The sequence below is a fragment of the Georgenia alba genome, from assembly GCF_042665525.1.
Classification (GTDB): domain Bacteria; phylum Actinomycetota; class Actinomycetes; order Actinomycetales; family Actinomycetaceae; genus Allobogoriella; species Allobogoriella alba.
Genome location: NZ_JBHTCQ010000002.1, coordinates 769,244 through 787,402, shown reverse-complemented (window position 1 = coordinate 787,402; position 18,159 = coordinate 769,244). Strand labels below are relative to the sequence as shown.

14 protein-coding genes are annotated in these 18,159 nt (G+C 73.3%); 5 read left to right on the top strand and 9 right to left on the bottom strand.

Annotated features, from left to right (window positions below; genetic code table 11):
• Positions 1-2: 2 nt before the first annotated feature.
• A complete protein-coding gene (locus ACFQQL_RS13445) occupies positions 3-1,253 on the bottom strand; it encodes a carboxylate--amine ligase (protein ID WP_382395181.1) in 1,251 nt (416 codons plus the stop codon).
• Positions 1,254-1,351: 98 nt separating this feature from the next.
• On the opposite strand from ACFQQL_RS13445, the gene ACFQQL_RS13440 reads away from it, so the two are divergent.
• From ACFQQL_RS13440 to ACFQQL_RS13430, 3 genes are read left to right on the top strand one after another with little or no spacing between them, the layout of a single operon-like run.
• Positions 1,352-1,936, top strand: a complete 585-nt coding sequence (locus tag ACFQQL_RS13440; protein ID WP_382395179.1) for a DUF3000 domain-containing protein — start codon at positions 1,352-1,354, stop codon at positions 1,934-1,936.
• A gap of 41 nt (positions 1,937-1,977) precedes the next feature.
• A complete protein-coding gene (locus tag ACFQQL_RS13435) occupies positions 1,978-3,216 on the top strand; it encodes an HRDC domain-containing protein (protein ID WP_382395177.1) in 1,239 nt (412 codons plus the stop codon).
• Positions 3,213-5,330 (top strand): 3-hydroxyacyl-CoA dehydrogenase NAD-binding domain-containing protein, encoded by a 2,118-nt coding sequence (locus tag ACFQQL_RS13430; protein WP_382395175.1) that lies wholly within the window; start codon positions 3,213-3,215, stop codon positions 5,328-5,330. The genes ACFQQL_RS13435 and ACFQQL_RS13430 overlap by 4 nt, the downstream gene beginning before the upstream one ends.
• A 1-nt stretch (position 5,331) precedes the next feature.
• Here ACFQQL_RS13430 and dxs read toward each other — a convergent pair whose 3' ends face one another.
• From dxs to ACFQQL_RS13405, 5 genes are all read right to left on the bottom strand, one after another.
• Positions 5,332-7,245, bottom strand: a complete 1,914-nt coding sequence (dxs, locus tag ACFQQL_RS13425; protein WP_382395173.1) for a 1-deoxy-D-xylulose-5-phosphate synthase — start codon at positions 7,243-7,245, stop codon at positions 5,332-5,334.
• A 99-nt stretch (positions 7,246-7,344) separates the two neighbouring features.
• Complete coding sequence (locus ACFQQL_RS13420; RefSeq protein ID WP_382395171.1) at positions 7,345-8,604, bottom strand: serpin family protein; 1,260 nt, start codon at positions 8,602-8,604, stop codon at positions 7,345-7,347.
• A 61-nt stretch (positions 8,605-8,665) separates the two neighbouring features.
• Positions 8,666-11,491 carry an aconitate hydratase AcnA gene (gene acnA / locus ACFQQL_RS13415; protein ID WP_382395169.1) on the bottom strand — a complete coding sequence of 942 codons (2,826 nt, stop codon included), beginning with the start codon at positions 11,489-11,491 and terminating at the stop codon, positions 8,666-8,668.
• 189 nt (positions 11,492-11,680) lie between these two features.
• Positions 11,681-12,973: a class I SAM-dependent RNA methyltransferase gene (locus tag ACFQQL_RS13410; protein ID WP_382395167.1), complete on the bottom strand. Its 1,293-nt coding sequence runs from the start codon at positions 12,971-12,973 to the stop codon at positions 11,681-11,683.
• On the bottom strand, positions 12,970-14,946 hold the full coding sequence (locus tag ACFQQL_RS13405) for an APC family permease (RefSeq protein WP_382395165.1): 1,977 nt from the start codon (positions 14,944-14,946) through the stop codon (positions 12,970-12,972). The genes ACFQQL_RS13410 and ACFQQL_RS13405 overlap by 4 nt, the downstream gene beginning before the upstream one ends.
• Before the next feature lie 63 nt (positions 14,947-15,009).
• Here ACFQQL_RS13405 and ACFQQL_RS13400 point away from each other — a divergent pair, with 63 nt between their 5' ends.
• Both ACFQQL_RS13400 and ACFQQL_RS13395 read left to right on the top strand, forming a co-directional pair.
• The gene (locus ACFQQL_RS13400; RefSeq protein WP_465254045.1) at positions 15,010-15,681 is read left to right on the top strand and encodes a potassium channel family protein; all 672 of its coding nucleotides are present in this window, start codon (positions 15,010-15,012) and stop codon (positions 15,679-15,681) included.
• Complete coding sequence (locus ACFQQL_RS13395; protein ID WP_382395163.1) at positions 15,681-16,400, top strand: potassium channel family protein; 720 nt, start codon at positions 15,681-15,683, stop codon at positions 16,398-16,400. The genes ACFQQL_RS13400 and ACFQQL_RS13395 overlap by 1 nt, the downstream gene beginning before the upstream one ends.
• Here ACFQQL_RS13395 and ACFQQL_RS13390 read toward each other — a convergent pair.
• Genes ACFQQL_RS13390 through ACFQQL_RS13380 form a run of 3 tightly spaced genes read right to left on the bottom strand, consistent with a single transcriptional unit; the run spans position 16,315 to position 18,100 of the window.
• A complete protein-coding gene (locus ACFQQL_RS13390) occupies positions 16,315-17,031 on the bottom strand; it encodes a DUF3159 domain-containing protein (protein WP_382395161.1) in 717 nt (238 codons plus the stop codon). The genes ACFQQL_RS13395 and ACFQQL_RS13390 overlap by 86 nt on opposite strands.
• A complete protein-coding gene (locus ACFQQL_RS13385) occupies positions 17,028-17,408 on the bottom strand; it encodes an OB-fold nucleic acid binding domain-containing protein (RefSeq protein WP_382395159.1) in 381 nt (126 codons plus the stop codon). Before ACFQQL_RS13385 ends, ACFQQL_RS13390 begins: the two co-directional genes overlap by 4 nt.
• Complete coding sequence (locus tag ACFQQL_RS13380) at positions 17,405-18,100, bottom strand: DUF3710 domain-containing protein (protein ID WP_382395157.1); 696 nt, start codon at positions 18,098-18,100, stop codon at positions 17,405-17,407. Before ACFQQL_RS13380 ends, ACFQQL_RS13385 begins: the two co-directional genes overlap by 4 nt.
• Between the last annotated feature and the right edge of the window lie 59 nt (positions 18,101-18,159).

The following is an 18,159-nucleotide window of genomic DNA, read 5'->3' as shown; positions in this document are numbered from 1 at the left end:
CCTCAGGACGCCTGCGGACCCGGGTGGAACCGGGCGAACTTCCGTACCTGGTTGACCTGCGCCGCCGCGATCGCGGCCCACCGCCGCGGGTCACGCTCCGCCCGGTAGAGCAGCGGGTTGGTCGCACGCCCCTCCCTCGCGAGCCGGCGCACGAGCCCGGCGTCCTGCGCGGTGGCGTAGCGGCGTACCAGCGGCAGCGGGACCACGTGGAAGAGATGCTCGTTGGTGCCGACCACACCCGGTCCCCCCGGGCCGCCGTCCGGCGAGACGAAGCCGTCGACGTACATCCGGGCGACGTCGTACCCCGCCGCGGTTACCGCGTACCCGGAGCGGCCCACCCGCGGGTTGACCTCGAGGAAACGGTGGATGCCGTCGCGTGGGTCCCGCTTGAGGTCGACGTTCGCGAATCCGCGCCAGCCCACGTGCTCGAGCACGCGCCGCGCCTGGTCGACGGCCTCCGGGTGCGACCCGGTGACCTGTGCCACCGAGTTGCCCAGTGCGCCCGGCGTGTGCTCCTCGAGCAGCACGCGACCGTACTGCGCGAAGCGCCACGTGCCGTCGGCGTCGAAGAACAGGTTGACGGCCGCCATCTCGTGGTCGCCGCCCGGGATCTCCTCCTGGACCAGCAGGTCGCCCGCGAACCCCGCGCCGGCCACCCGCTGCAGGATCCTCGCCAGCTCCGGTGGGTCCGCGGCACGGTCCACCTTCCGCTGCCCGGGAAAAGTCACGGCGTGGTAGGCGGTGGTCGAGGCGGCCTTGACCACCACCGGGAAGCGCAGCTCACCCGCGGCGTCCGGACCGTCCGCCGCGCGGATGACGGCGGTCCGTGGGACGGGCACGTCGAGCTCTCGGCACAGTGCGGTGAAGGAACCCTTGTCAGCGACCCTGGCCATGGCCGCGTCGTGGGCGTAGGGCACCACCACACGGCCCGGCAGGCCCTCGAGCTGCATCCGCCGGCTCACCAGCTCCTCGACGTACCAGTCCGCGCTGCCCAGCAGCAGGTGCACCGCGTCGGGCCGTTCGGCCACCACCGCGCGCACCGAGTCCACCACCACGCCCGGGTCCTGCCCGAGGCCGGGCACGATCCGGTGGTCCACGGCCACCGAGCGGGCCACCTGCCAGGTCCGCACCCCGGCCAGCACGACCGCGCGGACGCCGTACGTCTGGTGGAAGGTCCGTGCCGTCGCGTAGGCCCCGATGTCCCCGCCGAGGATGACGGGACGGACGTCCACACGGTCTGCGGGGCTCGGCACGCGGCGTTCTCCTCTCGGCGGTCCCGGCGAGCATAGTGCGGCGCTCCATCGGCGTGGCACGGCGACCGCCTGGGGTGTGAGATGCCTAACCTGTGGGAGTGACCCCTGACGAGGCGGTGGCACCGCCGGACTTCCAGGCCGCGCTCACGAGCTTGCGGGGCCATCGCCTGCGCCCCGAGCTGCGGCTGGAAGAGGTCCCGCCCCCGACCCGCATCGCCCCCTATGCGCTCGCCCTGACCGGGGAGGTCAACGCGGAGCCCCGCACCATGGACCCCGACGCGCTGCTGGGTCACGGCCGGTTCGTGGTGCTGCACGACCCCGCGGGCCAGGACGCGTGGCACGGCACCTTCCGGGTCATCGTCCTTGCCAAGGCCCGGCTGGAGGACGAGGTCGGGCAGGACCCGTTGCTGGGTGAGGTCGGCTGGTCGTGGCTCACGGACGCCCTGACCGACACCGGCGCCGGCTTCCACCACCTCTCCGGGACCGTCACCCGCGTGCTGTCGGAGACCTTCGGCGGACTCGAGCTGCGCTCCGGCGAGGTCGAGATCGAGATCCGCGCGTCGTGGACGCCGGCCACCACCGATCTGGGGCCCCATCTGCTCGCCTGGTCCCAGCTGACCTGCACCGCGGCCGGGCTCGAGCCGCTGCCGGAGAACGTCGCGACCTTCCGCCGCCGCCGCTGAGAAACGACGCCGCCGGGCCCGCGTCGTTTACCGTTGCCCTCGTGCAATCGACAACCAAGGGGGGATCTGCGACGTCGGCAGAGATCGCCGACGAGCCTGTCCCGCTGACCGAGCCGGCCGACGGCGTGCCGCCGGTGACCGACTCCGAGGCTGCGCTGCGCGACGCCGTCGCGCGGCTCGGGCGCGCCCGAGGACCGCTCGCCGTCGACGCCGAGCGGGCGTCCGGCTTCCGCTACGGCCAGCGGGCCTATCTCGTGCAGCTGCGCCGTCAGGACGCGGGAACGGTGCTCCTGGACCCCTTGGCCCTGCCGGACCTGGCCGCCCTGGTTCCCGTCGCCAACGACGCCGAGTGGGTCCTGCACGCCGCCGACCAGGACCTCCCCTGCCTGCGAGAGCTGGAGCTCCGGCCCGCCAGGCTGTTCGACACCGAGCTTGCCTCGCGTCTGCTGGGTCGCACCCGCGTCGGCCTCGCCTCCGTCGTCGCCGACTGCCTCGGGCTCGCGCTCGCCAAGGAGCACTCCGCCGCCGACTGGTCGACCCGCCCGCTGCCGGAGTCGTGGCTGCGTTACGCCGCGCTCGACGTCGAGCTACTGCTCGAGCTGCGCGACGTCCTGACTCGCGACCTCGAGGAGGCCGGAAAGCTCTCCTGGGCGCTGGAGGAGTTCGAGCACGTCCGGACCGCGCCCCCGCCCGAGCCGCGACCGGAGCCATGGCGTCGCACCTCGGGCCTGCAGGCCGTCAAGGACGTTCGCGGCCTCGCCGTCGCCCGATCCTTGTGGGAGGCGCGGGAGGAGCTCGCGGAGCGGCTCGACCGGGCACCCGGCCGCGTGCTGCCCGCGGCCGCGATCGTCGCCGCCGCGGTCGCCAAGCCTGCCAGCGTCGGTGAGCTGGGCCGCCTGAAGGAGTTCTCCGGCAAGCGGGTCCGTCGGGACTACTGGTACGGCGCCGTCGCCCGCGCGATGGAGCTCCCGGAGAAGCGCCTGCCCACCCGGCGCGCACCGCAGCAGCCCGGCACCCTGCCCGCCCCGCGCTCCTGGCCGGACAAGAACCCCGGCGCCGCCACACGTCTGGACCGCGTCCGCACCACCGTGCGCGCCCTCGCCGAGGAGCTTCGGCTGCCCCAGGAGAACCTGCTCTCCCCCGCCACCCAGCGCCGGCTCGCCTGGGAGATCGGGGATCACCCGTCCGCCCGCAAGCTCGGCGACCGGCTGACCGCGCTCGGCGCCCGCCGCTGGCAGGTGGAGCTCGTGACCGACCCCCTCACGGAGGCCCTCGCATGACACCGTCCGGCTACACCGAGCGGGCCACCGTCCTCACTCCCGACGACGTCGAGGTCCCCGGGGTCGGAACGGTCACCGTGCTCACGCTCGCGCCCGAGGACGGGTCGGACCGCCCTGCCACCCTGGGTCCCCTCGGCCTTGCCGACGTCGAGCGCGTGCTCGGCGAGACCACGCGGCGCGCGGCGGCCGGCGAGATCGATGCCGTGGTGCTCACCGGATCGGGCCGGACGTTCCTCGCCGGGGCGGATCTCCACCTCGTCCGCACGGTCGCCGACCGCGACCAGGTGCTTCAGCTCGCCCGCGCCGGGCACCGCGTGGTCGCCGCGCTCGCCGACCTGCCGGTGCCGACGCTGGCGTACCTCAACGGCACCGTCCTCGGTGGCGGCCTCGAGCTGGCCCTCGCCTGCGACTACCGGGTGGCGGCGCCGACCGTCCGCGCGATCGGCCTGCCCGAGACGTACCTCGGGCTGCTCCCGGGCTGGGGTGGCTGCACCACCCTGCCGCGGCTGGTCGGGCCCGAGGCGGCGCTCACCGTCATCATCGACAACCCGGCCCGCAACAACCGCACCCTCGGCCCGCACCAGGCGCTCGACATCGGCCTCGTCGACGCCGTGCTCACGGCGGCCGACCCGGGGGACCCTGCGGGTCCGCTGGGACCTGCGCTGGCGTGGCTTCGCGGCGTCGGGGACGGCACCACGCGCGTGGTGCGGCCCGAGCGCGCCGACGACGCTGCCTGGACGCAGGCGCTCGACGCCCGTCGCGCGCTCGTCGCCGCGCGTGCGGCCGGCGACGCTCCTGCCCTCGCACGCGCCCTCGCCACCGTCGAGGCGGCGCGGTCCCTGTCCCGGGACGAGGCGTTCGTGGTGGAGGACGAGGCCCTGGCCGACCTCGTCATGACGGACCAGCTCCGGGCGGGCCTGTACGCGTTCGACCTGCTCACCCGCCGCGCGAGACGGCCCGCGGGACGTCCGGAGGACGTCGAGCCCCGCCCGGTCACGGCGGTCGGGATCGCGGGCGCCGGGCTGATGGCCGGCCAGCTCGCGCTGCTCCTCGCCCGGGCGCTGCGGGTCCCGGTGACGATGCGCGATCTCGACACCGAACGGGCGGAGCGTGGCCTGGCGAACGTGATGAGCGAGATCGACCGAGCCGTCGCGCGCGGTCACCTCCGCCACGAGGACGCCGAGTCCATCCGCCTGCTGCTGCGGGTCACCACCGACCTCGACGATCTCGCCGGCGCCGACCTCGTCGTCGAGGCCGTCTTCGAGGAGCTGGACGTCAAGCGCGCGGTGTTCGCCGAGCTCGAGGCCGTGGTCGCGCCCACCACGATCCTGGCCACGAACACCTCCTCGCTCTCGGTCACCGCGATGGCCGAGGGCCTCACGTACCCGGAGCGCGTCGTCGGCCTGCACTTCTTCAACCCGGTCGCCGTGATGCCCCTGGTCGAGGTGGTCCGGGCACAGGAGACGGACGACGCGACGTACGCGACGGCGTTCGAGATCGCCCAGCAAGCCCGCAAGACCGCCGTCGCGGTGGGTGACGCACCCGGCTTCGTGGTCAACCGGCTACTGCTGCGGCTCCTCGGCGAGGTGCTCGGCGCCCTCGAGGAGGGCACGTCGGTGGCCGACGCCGACGCGGCGCTGCGGCCGATGGGCCTGCCGATGGGGCCCTTCCAGCTCCTCGAGCTGGTGGGCGCGGCGGTCGCGCAGCACGTGCTGGTCACGCTCCGGACCAACCTGGGCGAGCGCTACCCCGACTCCCCCGGCCTGGCCGAGGTGGTCCGCAGCGGCCGCAGCTTCGTGCACGCGGAGGGCCGGCCGACGGCGTCCTCCCCGGTCGACGAGAGCATCGGCGCGCTCTTCGGGTCCCGGCCCGCACCGCAACCGCTCGGACCCGAGGCGCTGCTGGACCGCGTCCGCGACGCCCTGGCCGAGGAGACCCGGTCGCTCCTGGACGAGGGCGTCGTGGCCGATCCGCGCGACGTGGACCTGGCGATGATCCTGGGCGCGGGCTGGCCCATCCACCTGGGTGGCATCACGCCGTACCTGGACCGCACGGGCGCCGCGGAGCGGGCCACCGGCCGCCGGTTCCACGAACCGGGCGTCGCGGACGTCTAGGTCAAGGACGCTCCGCGGTCCGCTGCCGGGTCGTGCTCTCCTCGAGCGCGGAGACATCCGACGCCGTCTCCCGCGCGATGTCCTGGCCGCGCAGCGCGAAGCCCTCGACGAGCTCGTTCCGGCTCGCGTGGTCGAGGAACGCGTGCGGGATGCCGTGCGCCCGCACCGGCACGTCGGGCACGTCCTTGCGCTGCGCGAGCGCGTCCCGCAGCGCGGAGCCCACCCCGTTCGCGGCGAGCCCGTCCTCGACGGTGACGACCAGGTCGTGCTGGCCGGCCAGGTCCACCAGGTCACTGCTGACCGGCAGCACCCAGCGTGGGTCGACCACGGTCGAGCCGATGCCCTGCGCGTCGAGGGCGTCACCGACCTCGACCGCCGTGTGCGCCATGACGCCGACGCCGACCACGAGCACCCGCGGTATCCCCCCGTGCCGGGCCAGGACGTCGACCGAGCCCTGGCGCGAGAGGGCCGGCAGCGAGTCCGGCAGGGCGCCCTTCGGGTAGCGCAGCACCGTGGGCGCGTCCTCGACAGCGACGGCCTCGTTCAGCTCGCTCCGCAGGGTCTGCTCGTCGCGCGGTGCCGCGAGACGCAGTCCGGGCACCGTGCGCAGCAGCGCGAGGTCCCACATGCCGTTGTGGGACGGCCCGTCCTCGCCGGTCAGGCCCGCCCGGTCCAGCACGAACGTCACGCCCGCACGGTGCAGCGCGACATCCATGAGGACCTGGTCGAAGGCGCGGTTGAGGAAGGTCGCGTACAGCGCCACCACCGGGTGCAGTCCCGCGAAGGCCATCCCCGCGGCGGACGTCGCCGCGTGCTGCTCCGCGATCCCGACGTCCACGACCCGGTCCGGGAACTCCTCGGCGAAGGGCGCGAGCCCCACGGGAGCGAGCATCGCGGCCGTCATCGCGACGACGTCGCTGCGCCGTCGTCCGATCTCCACGATCTCCTCGGCGAAGACGGCGGTCCAGCCGAACCGCGACGGCGCGACCGGCAGGCCCGTCTCCGGGTGGATCGCGCCGACGCTGTGGAAGCGGTCGACGATGTCCTCCTCGGCGGGCGTGTAGCCGCGGCCCTTCTCGGTGATGGCGTGCACGATCACCGGCCCGCCGAAGCCCTTGGCTCGGGCGAGGGCCGTCTCCAGGGACTCCAGGTCGTGCCCGTCGACCGGGCCGACGTACTTGATGCCGAGGTCCTCGAAGAGGCCCTGCGGCGCGACGACGTCCTTGATGCCCTTCTTCATCCCGTGCAGCGCCTCGAAGGCGAGGCGACCGGGCGGCCCGGAGCGCTGGAGGGTCCGCTTGCCCCAGTCGAGCACCTTCTCGTAGCTGCGCAGCGTGCGGAGCGCGTCGAGGTGCCGGGCCAGGCCGCCGATGGTCGGCGCGTAGGAGCGGCCGTTGTCGTTGACGACGATGACGAGGGACCGGTCCTGGCCGTCGGCGATGTTGTTGATGGCCTCCCAGGCCATCCCTCCGGTGAGCGCCCCGTCACCGACGACGGCGACCACGGAGCGGTCCAGGCCGCGCAGCTTGTTGGCCCGGGCGATGCCGTCGGCCCAGCTCAACGCCGTGGACGCGTGCGAGTTCTCGACGACGTCGTGGTCGGACTCGGCGCGGGAGGGGTAACCGGACATCCCGCCCCTCCGGCGCAGGGCGGAGAAGTCCTGACGGCCGGTCAGCAGCTTGTGGACGTATGCCTGGTGCCCGGTGTCGAAGACGATGTGGTCGGCTGGGGACTCGAAGACGCGGTGCAGCGCGATGGTGAGCTCGACGACGCCGAGGTTGGGCCCGAGGTGCCCGCCGGTGCGGGAGACGGACGTGACGAGGAACTCGCGGATCTCCTTGGCGAGGACCTCGAGCTCCGGCCCGCGCAGGCGGCGCAGGTCGGCGGGTCGGCGGACGCGCTCCAGGTAGGACATGTGCTCCTCGTCGGTTCCTTCGGCGAGTGCCCACGATACGCGCCCGGGCCCCCGTCAGCGCCCGATCACGACCCGCAGCGGTGCGGTGGTCGTCACTCCTCAGCTGCGCGGGTCGTTGATCGCGCCGAGGAACAGCGGCCAGCCGGTGTCGAGGTGGACGATCCGCAGCGCGAACGGCCGGTCCACCACCATCTCGACGGACTCCGTCGGAGCCGGTGCGGAGGTCACCCCGACGGCCTCGGTCACCGCCGCCGCGACGGTGCCGTCCTCGTCGACGGCGAGTGTCGCCTGGTGCGCGACCTGACTGAGCGCGAGCTCCTCGGCGATGCCGCTGAGCTCCGCCCCCTCGAACAGCGATGCCAGCCCGTTCGCGGCCAGTGGCTCGGTCAGGTCGGTTCCGGAGCGGACGTCGACCCGCGGGAGGCTGAGCTCCACCTGCGTCCCCGTCCCGGCGCTCAGCTCCGCGTCGAGCGCGGACCACTCCTGCGCGCCGACCTCCGCCGGAGCCGTGCCGCGCGGGGGCAGGACCACGTCCATCGCGAAGCCCTCGGTGTAGGGCAGACGGACCGCCTGCAGGTCCCCGGCCTCCGTGTACGCGGCATCCAGCGTCTGGTGCATCGTGGGGACGTCGACCTGCTCGCCCGTGCCGGTGGTGAATGGCTCGTCACGGGTGTCATCCGGGGCGAAGGTGCTGGCCCACCGCGCGGCGAGCGTCACGGCGTTCTGCAGCACCAGGACGTGGTCCTCGGAGGGCTCGACCGCGGACTGTGGCACCAGTCCGCCGGTGTGCTCGTTCACCCACTCGTCGAGGACGGCCTTGCCGGAGCCGTCCGACAGCTCCGCCCGCTGCATGCCGGCGTCGAAGGAGCGGGCGATGGCGTCCAGGTAGTCCTGCTCAACCTCGCGGCCCTCGTCGATGACGATCCCGTTCGCGAGGTGCAGCACCGGCCGCTCGGGCAGCTCGTCCTCCTGCACGACGGCGGGGTCGCCGTCGTGCTCGCCGACCGCCGCCTGGAGGGCGTTGTACGCGTCGGAGCGGGCCTGCCCGGAGGCGCCGAGCGCGTCGTCGAGGGCGGCAGCGGTCTCGCCGCCCGCGCCCTCGGCGAGCATGGCGAGCGCGACGGCGATCGACGCGGGTGAGAGCACCACGTTGGCGCTCGCGTCACCGGAGGCGAGGAGCGCCGTTCCCAGACGGCTCGTCGCGTCGACCGCATCCGGCAGCGCGGCGGCGTCCCCCACCGGGACCGGCCGATGCTCGGCGTCGGAGCGCAGGTCCTCGCCCTGCGCCGGTGCGCAGGAGGACGCGAGGACGCCTGCCGCGACGAGCGTGGCGACGGTACGGCGACGGGGCCGGTCCATACCTCGACTGTAGGGAGGCAGGACCGGCCCCGTCACGTGCCCGCGTGTCGCGGGCGGTCCGTCAGGCCTTCGCCAGGGAGCGCAGCACGTACTGCAGGATGCCGCCGTTGCGGAAGTAGTCGGCCTCGCCAGGGGTGTCGATGCGCACGACGGCGTCGAACTCCACCGAGGTGCCGTCCTCCTTCGTGGCGGTGACCTTCACGGTCTTCGGCGTGGTGCCCTCGTTGAGTGCCGTCACGCCGGAGATGTCGAAGGTCTCCGTGCCGTCCAGGCCGAGCGAGTCGGCGGACTCCCCCGCCGGGAACTGCAGCGGCAGGACGCCCATGCCGATGAGGTTCGAGCGGTGGATGCGCTCGAAGCTCTCGGTGATGACCGCCTTGACGCCGAGCAGCGCGGTGCCCTTGGCCGCCCAGTCGCGCGAGGAGCCGGAGCCGTACTCCTTGCCACCGAGCACCACGAGCGGGATGCCGGCCTCCTGGTAGGCCATGGCGGCGTCGAAGATCGACTCCTGCTCACCGGTGAGGAGGTTCTTGGTGAACCCGCCCTCGACGCCGTCCAGCAGGAGGTTCCGCAGCCGGATGTTCGCGAACGTGCCGCGGATCATGACCTCGTGGTTCCCGCGGCGAGAGCCGTAGGAGTTGAAGTCGCGGCGCTCGACGCCGTGCTCGGCGAGGTACCGGCCCGCCGGGCTGTCCGGCTTGATGGAGCCGGCCGGCGAGATGTGGTCGGTGGTCACCGAGTCGCCCAGCTTGGCGAGCACCCGGGCGCCGGCGACGTCCTCGACGGGAGTGGGCTCGGCCTGCATGCCCTCGAAGTACGGGGGCTTGCGCACGTAGGTCGAGTCCTCCTGCCACTCGAAGGTCTCACCCTCCGGGGTCTCCAGTGAGCGCCAGCGGTCGTCACCGGCGAAGACGTCGGAGTAGTCCTTGGTGAACATCCCGCTGTCGATCGAGTTCGCGATCGTGGCGTCGACCTCGGCGGGCGTCGGCCAGATGTCCTTGAGGAACACCGGCTGACCGTCCGATCCCGTGCCCAGCGGCTCGGACTCGAAGTCGAAGTCCATGGTGCCGGCCAGGCCGTAGGCGATGACCAGCGGCGGGGACGCGAGGTAGTTCATCTTCACGTCCGGGTTGATGCGGCCCTCGAAGTTCCGGTTGCCGGAGAGCACCGAGGCGACGGCGAGGTCGTTGTCGTTGACCGCCTGGGAGATCTCCTCCGGCAGCGGGCCCGAGTTGCCGATGCACGTGGTGCAGCCGTAGCCGACGAGGTGGTAGCCGAGCTTCTCGAGGTAGGGCCACAGGCCCGCCTTCTCGTAGTAGTTCGTCACCACCTTCGAGCCCGGCGCCATCGAGGTCTTCACCCACGGCTTGACCTCGAGGCCCTTCTCGACCGCGTTCTTCGCCAGCAGGCCCGCGGCGAGCATGACGGAGGGGTTCGAGGTGTTCGTGCACGAGGTGATCGAGGAGATGACGACCGCGCCGTGGTCCAGCTCCGTCTCCCGGCCGTCCTCGAGCTCCACGGGCACCCGCTTGTGCGCGCGGCGCGTCGCGTGCTCGACGGCGGCCGGGGCGGTGCCGTCGTGGTCGCCGTTGGTGGCACCCGTCGCGACCGGGTCGGAGGCCGGGAACGTCTCTTCGACGGCCTCGTCGAGGCTGGTCTCGTGGATGCTCTCGCCGTCGGCCAGGTAGTTCGGGAGCACGTCCGCGAAGGCCGGCTTGGCGTCGGAGAGCGCGATGCGGTCCTGCGGCCGCTTCGGTCCGGCGATGGAGGGCACGACCGTGGACAGGTCCAGCTCGAGGTACTCGGAGAAGACAGGCTCCTCGTAGCCCGGCGCGGACGGGTCGTGCCAGAGGCCCTGCTCCTTGGCGTAGGTCTCGACGAGCTCGACCTGCTCGGCGGGCCGGCCGGTGAGGCGCAGGTAGTCGATGGTGACCTGGTCGATCGGGAAGATCGCGGCGGTCGAGCCGAACTCCGGGCTCATGTTGCCGATCGTCGCCCGGTTCGCGAGGGGCACCTCGGCCACGCCGTCGCCGTAGAACTCGACGAACTTGCCGACGACGCCATGCTTGCGCAGCATCTCGGTGATGGTCAGCACGACGTCGGTCGCCGTGGCGCCGGACGGGATCGAGCCGGAGAGCTTGAAGCCGACGACCCGCGGGATGAGCATCGAGACCGGCTGGCCGAGCATCGCGGCCTCGGCCTCGATGCCGCCGACGCCCCAGCCGAGGACGCCGAGCCCGTTGACCATCGTGGTGTGCGAGTCGGTGCCGACGCAGGTGTCCGGGTAGGCCCGCACCACGCCGTCCTCACCCGTCTCCCTGGTCATGACGCCGCGGGCGAGGTACTCGATGTTGACCTGGTGCACGATGCCGGTGCCGGGCGGGACGACCTTGAAGTCGTCGAACGCCGTCTGGCCCCAGCGCAGGAACTGGTAGCGCTCCTTGTTGCGGCCGTACTCGATCTCGACGTTCCGCTCGAAGGCGTCCGCGCGACCGAACACGTCGATGACGACGGAGTGGTCGATGACGAGCTCGGCGGGGGCGAGCGGGTTGACCTTCTTCGCGTCGCCGCCGAGCTCCGCGACGGCCTCACGCATGGTGGCGAGGTCCACGACGCAGGGCACGCCGGTGAAGTCCTGCATCACCACGCGGGCCGGGGTGAACTGGATCTCCGTGCTGGGCTCGGCGTCGGCCTCCCACTCGGCGAGCGCGCGGACGTGGTCGGCGGTGACGTTCTTGCCGTCCTCGGTCCGCAGCAGGTTCTCCGCGAGGATCTTCAGGCTGTACGGCAGGCGCCCCAGGCCCTCGACGGCGTTCAGCCGGAAGATCTCGTACGGGGTACCGCCGACCTGAAGTGTCCCCTTGGACTTGAAGCTGTCGATGCTCACATGCACTCCTCGGCTCATGCTGACTGCACACCGGCCGGTCATGCTCCGCGCAGCCGTGCGCTCCGGGACATCGTCCCACGCCCGTCCACGGCCAGCAGGTTCGGCCACCGCCGTCCGTCGGATTTATCTCGACATCAAGATACTTCGCGGCAGGATGCCGTGTCCACCTCGGCGCGCCGGACCCGCGCGTCACCGCGTGAGGGTCGCGACGACCTCGACGTGGTGCGTGTGCGGGAAGAGGTCGAGCCCGCGCAGGCTCGCCACGACGTACCCTCCGGCGCGCGCCGCCGCCAGGTCGCGGGCGAGCGCCGCCGGGTCGCACGCGACCAGCACCACGCGCGCCGGCCGCAGCGCCGTGACGGCCTCCATCACCTCACGGCCGGCCCCGGCGCGGGGCGGGTCGAGCACCACGAGGTCGACGCCGGAGGCGAGGTCGCCCGTGCCGGCCGCCTCGCGCACCGAGTCGCCCGTCACGTGCGCCGCACCGAGAAGGGCGTTGGGGTACTGGTGCAGGTTGCGGCGGGCGTCGCGCACGGCGCGGTCCGAGCCCTCGAGGCTCGCCACCGCACCGGAGTCCCCCACGGCCATGGCGAGCGGGAGGGTGAGGAGACCGGCCCCCGAGTACAGCTCGAGGACGCGCGCACCCTCGAGCCCGGTGCCCGCGCCGTCGAGGACCGCACCGACGAGCGTCGCCGGGCCCGCCCGGTGCACCTGCCAGAAGCCGCTGCCCGAGACCCGGTAGCTCAGCTCGCCCACCGCGGTGGGCACGACCTCGCGGACGGTGCGCCGCGGCGGACCGGTGCTCCGGCGGCGGCCGCGGGTGGCCGGCTCGCCGTCGAGGAGCACCAGCGGCGGCCCGGCCGAGGGGGCGATCGCCTCCACCCTGGCACCCGGGCGCCACGTGCGGCGCCAGGCGGACCCGTCGCCGAGCAGGTCGAGCGCGGCGATGTCCTCGTGGGCCAGCGGCATCTCCTCGAGCGCGACCACCTCGTGGCTGCGGTGGCGGTGCATGCCCGCCCGACCGTCGGCGTCGACGGTGAGCTCGATGCGGGTCCGGGTGCGCAGGCCGTCCGTCTGCGCGTCCGCACCTACCGCCTCCACCGGGGGCACGTCCTGCCCCTGTCCCGCCAGATCCGCGACCTGCTCCGCGACGTCCGGCCCGCCGATGCGGCGGAGCGTGTCGGCCACCACCTGCCGCTTCCAGGCCCGCTGGGCGTCCAGGGCCACGTGCGCGAGCTCGCCGCCCCCGACGCCGCCGGGACCGGCCTCGGGCCACACGGACGGCACACGGTCCGGCGAGGCCTGCAGCACCTCGACGGCGTCCGCGCGCCAGAAGCGCGACCGCCGGTCGGTGACCCGCACCCGCACGCGCTCCCCGGGCAGGGCGTGACGGACGAAGACCACCCGACCCTCGAGCCGCGCGACGCAGTGCCCGCCGTGCGCGGGCGGCCCGACGTCGAGCACTGCGTCCTCGCCGGTCACAGCGGGTCCGCCGGTTTGTCGAGCTCGTCCACCTGGTCCAGCTGCCACGGCACCGACGCCATGACGACGCCCGGGGTGAACAGCAGCCGGCCCTTGAGTCGCAGCGCGCTCTGGTTGTGCAGCAGCTGCTCCCACCACCTGCTCACCACGTACTCCGGGACGAACACGACCACGAGGTCGCGGGGCGAGGCCCGTCGCACGGAGCGGACGTAGTCCACCACCGGGCGCGTCACCTCCCGGTACGGCGAGGCCAGCACCGTCAGCGGGACGGGGAGCTCTGCCTCGTCCCAGGCCTGCCGCAGCCGCTCGGTGTCCTGGGAGTCCACGTCGACCGTGACGGCCTCGAGGGTGGACGGTCGGGTGGCGCGGGCGTACGCGATCGCCCGCATCGAGGGCTGGTGGAGCCGGGAGACCAGCACGATCCCGTGCACCCGCGCCGGGAGCGCCTTGGCCCGCGCCAGGTCCGGCACCACGAGGCGCTGCGCCACCCGGTCGTAGTGCCGGCGCACCCCGAACATGCCCGCGTACAGGACCGCCAGCAGCACGACCGTCAGCCACGCACCGTGGGTGAGCTTGGTGACGAGCACGACCACGAGGACCAGGCCCGTCAGGAGGCACCCGAAGCCGTTGATGGCCCGGGAGCGGCGCATCCGGGCGCGCTTCTCCGGCCGGCTCTCCACCCGCAGCAGCCCGGTCCAGTGCCGCACCATGCCGAGCTGGCTGAGGGTGAAGGAGGTGAAGACCCCGACGATGTACAGCTGGATGAGGAACGTGACCTGCGCGTCGAACGCGAAGACGAGCAGCCCGGCCGCGACGGCGAGGGCGATGATGCCGTTGGAGTACGCGAGGCGGTCGCCGCGCGTGTGCAGCTGGCGCGGCAGGTAGCCGTCCCGGGCGAGGACCGAGCCGAGGCTCGGGAAGCCGTTGAAGGCGGTGTTGGCCGCCAGGACCAGGACGATCCCGGTGGCGACCGTGACAAGCACGTACAGCACCGGGACGCCGTCGAAGACGGTCGCCGCGACCTGCCCGACGACCGGGTCCTGCCGATAGGTGGCGCCGACGGGTTCGCCGTCGCGGAGCAGCTGGGTGGCGGGGTCCTGGACGAACCGCACGTCGGTGGCGCGGGCCAGGTGGAGCATCGACAGGAGCATCGCGGACCCGATGAGCCCGAGCAGCAGGAGCGTCGCCGCCGCGTTGCGCGCCCGGGGCTTCTTGAAGGCCGGCACGCCGTTGTTGATCGCCTCGACGCCGGTCAGGGCTGCCGAGCCGGAGGAGAAGGCCCGCAGCACCAGGAGTGCGCCGGCCGCGCCCACTAGCCCCTGCTCGAAGCCCGCCTCGGGCGCGACCTCCAGGGACGCGGAGACCGCCGGCTCGAGGGTGCCCGTCGCCTCCTTGACGAAGCCGACGCAGGCCAGCAGGCCGATGGCCCCCATGAAGAGGTAGCCCGGCACCGCCATGGTCCGTCCGGACTCACGCACCCCGCGCAGGTTGATGACGGCCAGCACCACGACGGTGCCGACGGCGATCGCCGTCGTGTGCTCCGCCGTCGCCGGCACGGTGGCGGCGAGGTACTGCACGGCCGAGGAGATGGACACCGCAACGGTGAGGGCGTAGTCGACCAGCAGCGCGCTGGCCACGGTGACGCCGGCCCGTGGTCCCAGGTTGGTGGAGACCACCTCGTAGTCGCCGCCGCCGGACGGGTACGCCCGCACGGTCTGCCGGTAGGAGGCCACCACCGTCATCATCACGACGACGACGGCGAGCCCCACCCACGGCGAGACGGTGAGTGCCGCCAGGCCGGCGAGCGAGAGGGTCAGCAGGATCTCGTCCGGCGCGTAGGCCACGGACGACCAGGCGTCCGAGCTGAACACCGGCAGCGCCAGACGTTTCGGGAGCGTCGCGGTCGCGAGCCGGTCGGTCCGCATCGGTCGGCCGACCAGGACCCGCTTGAACGCCTCTGCGATACCTGGCACGAGGCACCATCGTAGGAGGGTCGTGGTCCTCGGGTCGCACGCGGACGGAGTAGCGTCGCGAACGTGCACTTCGTGATCATGGGTTGCGGCCGCGTCGGCGCGACACTGGCGGGCCAGCTCGAGGACAGTGGCCACTCGGTCTCCGTCGTGGACCAGAACCCCGACGCGTTCCGCCGGCTGCCGTCGGAGTTCGGCGGTCGGCGCGTGACCGGGCTGGGGTTCGACCGCGACGCGCTCACCCAGGCCGGCATCGAGGAGGCGCACGCGTTCGCGGCGGTCTCCTCCGGGGACAACTCCAACATCATCGCCGCCCGGGTGGCGCGGGAGGTCTTCGGGGTCGGGAAGGTCGTCGCGCGCATCTACGACCCGCGACGCGCAGAGGTGTACTCCCGCCTCGGCATCCCCACCGTCGCGACCGTCCGCTGGACCGCCGACCAGGTGCTGCGCCGCATCATCCCGACGACCGCTGCGAGCGAGTACCAGGACCCGTCCTCCGCGGTCTCCGTGGTGGCGCTCGAGCCGCACGCGGACTGGGTCGGCACCGAGATCGAGCTCATCGAGGAGCGCACGGGCACGCGCGTCGCCTACCTGACCCGGCTCGGCAAAGGCATGGTGCCCGGAGCGCGCGCGGTGCTCCAGGAGAACGACGTCGTCCACGTCGCCGTCGAGACCGACCGGGTGGCCGCCGCGCAACGGGTGCTCGCCCAGCCGCCACGTCCCGAGGAGGAGGACTGATGCGCGTCGTCATCGCAGGTGCCGGCTCGGTGGGGCGGTCGATCGCCCGCGAGCTGCTCGTGCATGGTCACGAGGTCACCCTCGTGGACCGCAACCCGGCGGCCATGCGGGTGGCGTCCGTGGCCGAGGCCGAGTGGCTGCTCGCCGACGCCTGCGAGCCGAGCGCCCTCGCCGAGGTGGGCACCCAGGACTGTGACGTCGTGGTGGCCGCGACGGGCGACGACAAGGTGAACCTCGTGGTGTCGCTCCTGGCGAAGACCGAGTTCGGCGTGCCGCGCACAGTGGCCCGGGTCAACAACCCGAAGAACGAGTGGATGTTCGACGACGCCTGGGGCGTGGACGTGCAGGTCTCCACCCCGCGGATCATGACCGCCCTGGTCGAGGAGGCCGTCTCGATCGGTGACCTGGTACGGATCTTCCGCTTCCACCAGTCCGGCGCGAGCATGCACGAGCTGACACTGCCGGAGGACTCCCCCGTCGTCGGTACCCGGGTCGGCGATCTGGTCTGGCCGCCGGAGACGGTGCTCGCCGCGATCATCCGCGAGGACCGTCCGATCGCGCCCAGCCCGGACGACACCCTCGAGGCGGGCGACGAGCTGCTGCTCGTGGTGGCCGCGGCGGCCGAGGACGAGCTCAGCGGTCTGCAGCGGATGCTGGCACCCGGCGCACCAGAGCCCACGTCAGCCACAGGGTCAGGCCCCACAGGGGAAGCCCCATGACGAGCCGGGCGGTGCCCAGCCATGTCACCTCCGCCTGGAGGAAGAGGGGGACCTGGACGGCCAGCCGCGCGGCGAACATCCCGACCCAGAGCCAGGTCGCCGCCTCGTAGCGCCGGCGCCGGGCACGCTGGGCGGAGTCGGTGCGCCAGGACAGGTCCTGCCCGGTGAGCAGGGAGACCACGACGCCGACCACCGGGTAGCGCACGAGCACCGAGACGGTCACCGCCAGCAGGTAGGCGGCGTTGGTCCACAGCCCGAAGGCGAAGAAGTCCTGGGCCTCGCCGGTCCGCCACGCCCAGACGACTCCGATCACCACCCCCACCAGGCCGCCGACGGCCTGGGTCAGCGGCGTGCGCGTGACGAGCCGGGCGACCATGGCGACGACGGCGACGGCGAGCGACGCGACCAGCGGCGGGACGATCTCCCGGGTCGCGATGAACACGACGACGAAGACGAGCCCGGGCGCCACCGACTCGACGAGCCCGCGCACGCCGCCGACGGCCTCCGTGAGGGAGAAGCGGTCGCGCGCCAGCTGGCCGAACCCCGAGGGCGCGGCGCCTCGGACGGCCTCGAGGTCGGGCCCGTCCGGCCGCTCGTCCGGCTCGCGCCGCTCCTGCTCCGGCCCGCTCATCGGTCCACCGCCCCGGGCAGGAGCCGGTAGGCCGGGTTGAAGATGGCCGTCCCGCCGCCGGTGGAGGAGGTGACGGTGCCCTCCGCGACGAGACGCCGGCCGGGGGCGATGCCCGGGACATCTCGACGCCCCAGGAAGATCAGCTCGATGCTGCCGGTGCCGTCGGACAGTCGCGCGGCCATGGACGGGCTACGTCCCTTCGGCTGGTAGGTCAGAGCGGTGACCGTGCCGGCCACGCGAGCCGGGCGGCGCACCGTGACCTCCGCGACGCGCACGCAGCCGGGCACCGCGTTCTCGGCCCGCTCGGCCTCCTCGGCCAGCTCCGTCCGTGACGCGGTCAGCCGGTGCAGACGGTCCTTGAGACCGGACAGGCTCACCGGACCTCCGTGATCTCCGGTCCGCGCCGGAGCAGCTCCAGACCGTCGTCCGTGTCGTTCTCCTGCCCCTGCTCCTCGCGACCGGCCTTGCCTGGCGCGCGCAGCAGCAGGATGTCCCGCGGGGCGTGCGCCTCCGGCCCCCGCACCACGACCGTGTCGGACAGCACGTCCTCCAGCGGCTCCGCGGCCGCCTCCTCGGCGGCAGCGCGGCCGGTGAGAACGGCACGGACGAACCACCGCGGCCCGTCGACGCCGACGAAACGCGCAGGCCGGTGTCCCGAGCCGCCCTCGGGGGTCTTGACCGGGAGACGAGCGAGGAGCTCGGTGCCGAACCGGCCGGCCACCTCCTCGGTCGTACCGCCCTGCTTCGCGACGGACTCCGCGATCTCCTCGCGCAGCTCGTCCCAGATGCCCGCGCTGCGAGGGGCCGCGAAGACCTGGAGCTGCATGGCGGACCCGGCGGCCGCCACCGTCAGCGCGACGGCGTTACGGGTCCGCTTCTCGACCTCCAGCCGGACCTGCATCCCGGGACGCGCCGGGACACGCAGGGCTCCCAGGTCGACCCGCGAGCCCAGGTCGGGGACGTCCGCGACATCGTGCGGGCCCGGACCGGCCGGAGGTGCGGTCGCCTCGGTCGTCGAGGCGTCCTCGTCGGCGTCGTCCTTGCGCCGTCGGCGCGAGAACCAGCTCATCCCCGTCGGGTCTCCTCACTCGGTTCGGTCGGTGCGGTCGCTCGCCGCGACCGTCCTCG

What these genes read in the sequence shown, in the direction of transcription:
- ACFQQL_RS13430 (WP_382395175.1), top strand. Translation starts at nt 3,213, where the DNA reads ATGACACCGTCCGGCTACACCGAGCGGGCCACCGTCCTCACTCCCGAC.
- dxs (WP_382395173.1), bottom strand. Translation starts at nt 7,245, where the DNA reads ATGTCCTACCTGGAGCGCGTCCGCCGACCCGCCGACCTGCGCCGCCTG.
- ACFQQL_RS13420 (WP_382395171.1), bottom strand. Translation starts at nt 8,604, where the DNA reads ATGGACCGGCCCCGTCGCCGTACCGTCGCCACGCTCGTCGCGGCAGGC.
- ACFQQL_RS13395 (WP_382395163.1), top strand. Translation starts at nt 15,681, where the DNA reads ATGCGCGTCGTCATCGCAGGTGCCGGCTCGGTGGGGCGGTCGATCGCC.
- ACFQQL_RS13390 (WP_382395161.1), bottom strand. Translation starts at nt 17,031, where the DNA reads ATGAGCGGGCCGGAGCAGGAGCGGCGCGAGCCGGACGAGCGGCCGGAC.
- ACFQQL_RS13380 (WP_382395157.1), bottom strand. Translation starts at nt 18,100, where the DNA reads ATGAGCTGGTTCTCGCGCCGACGGCGCAAGGACGACGCCGACGAGGAC.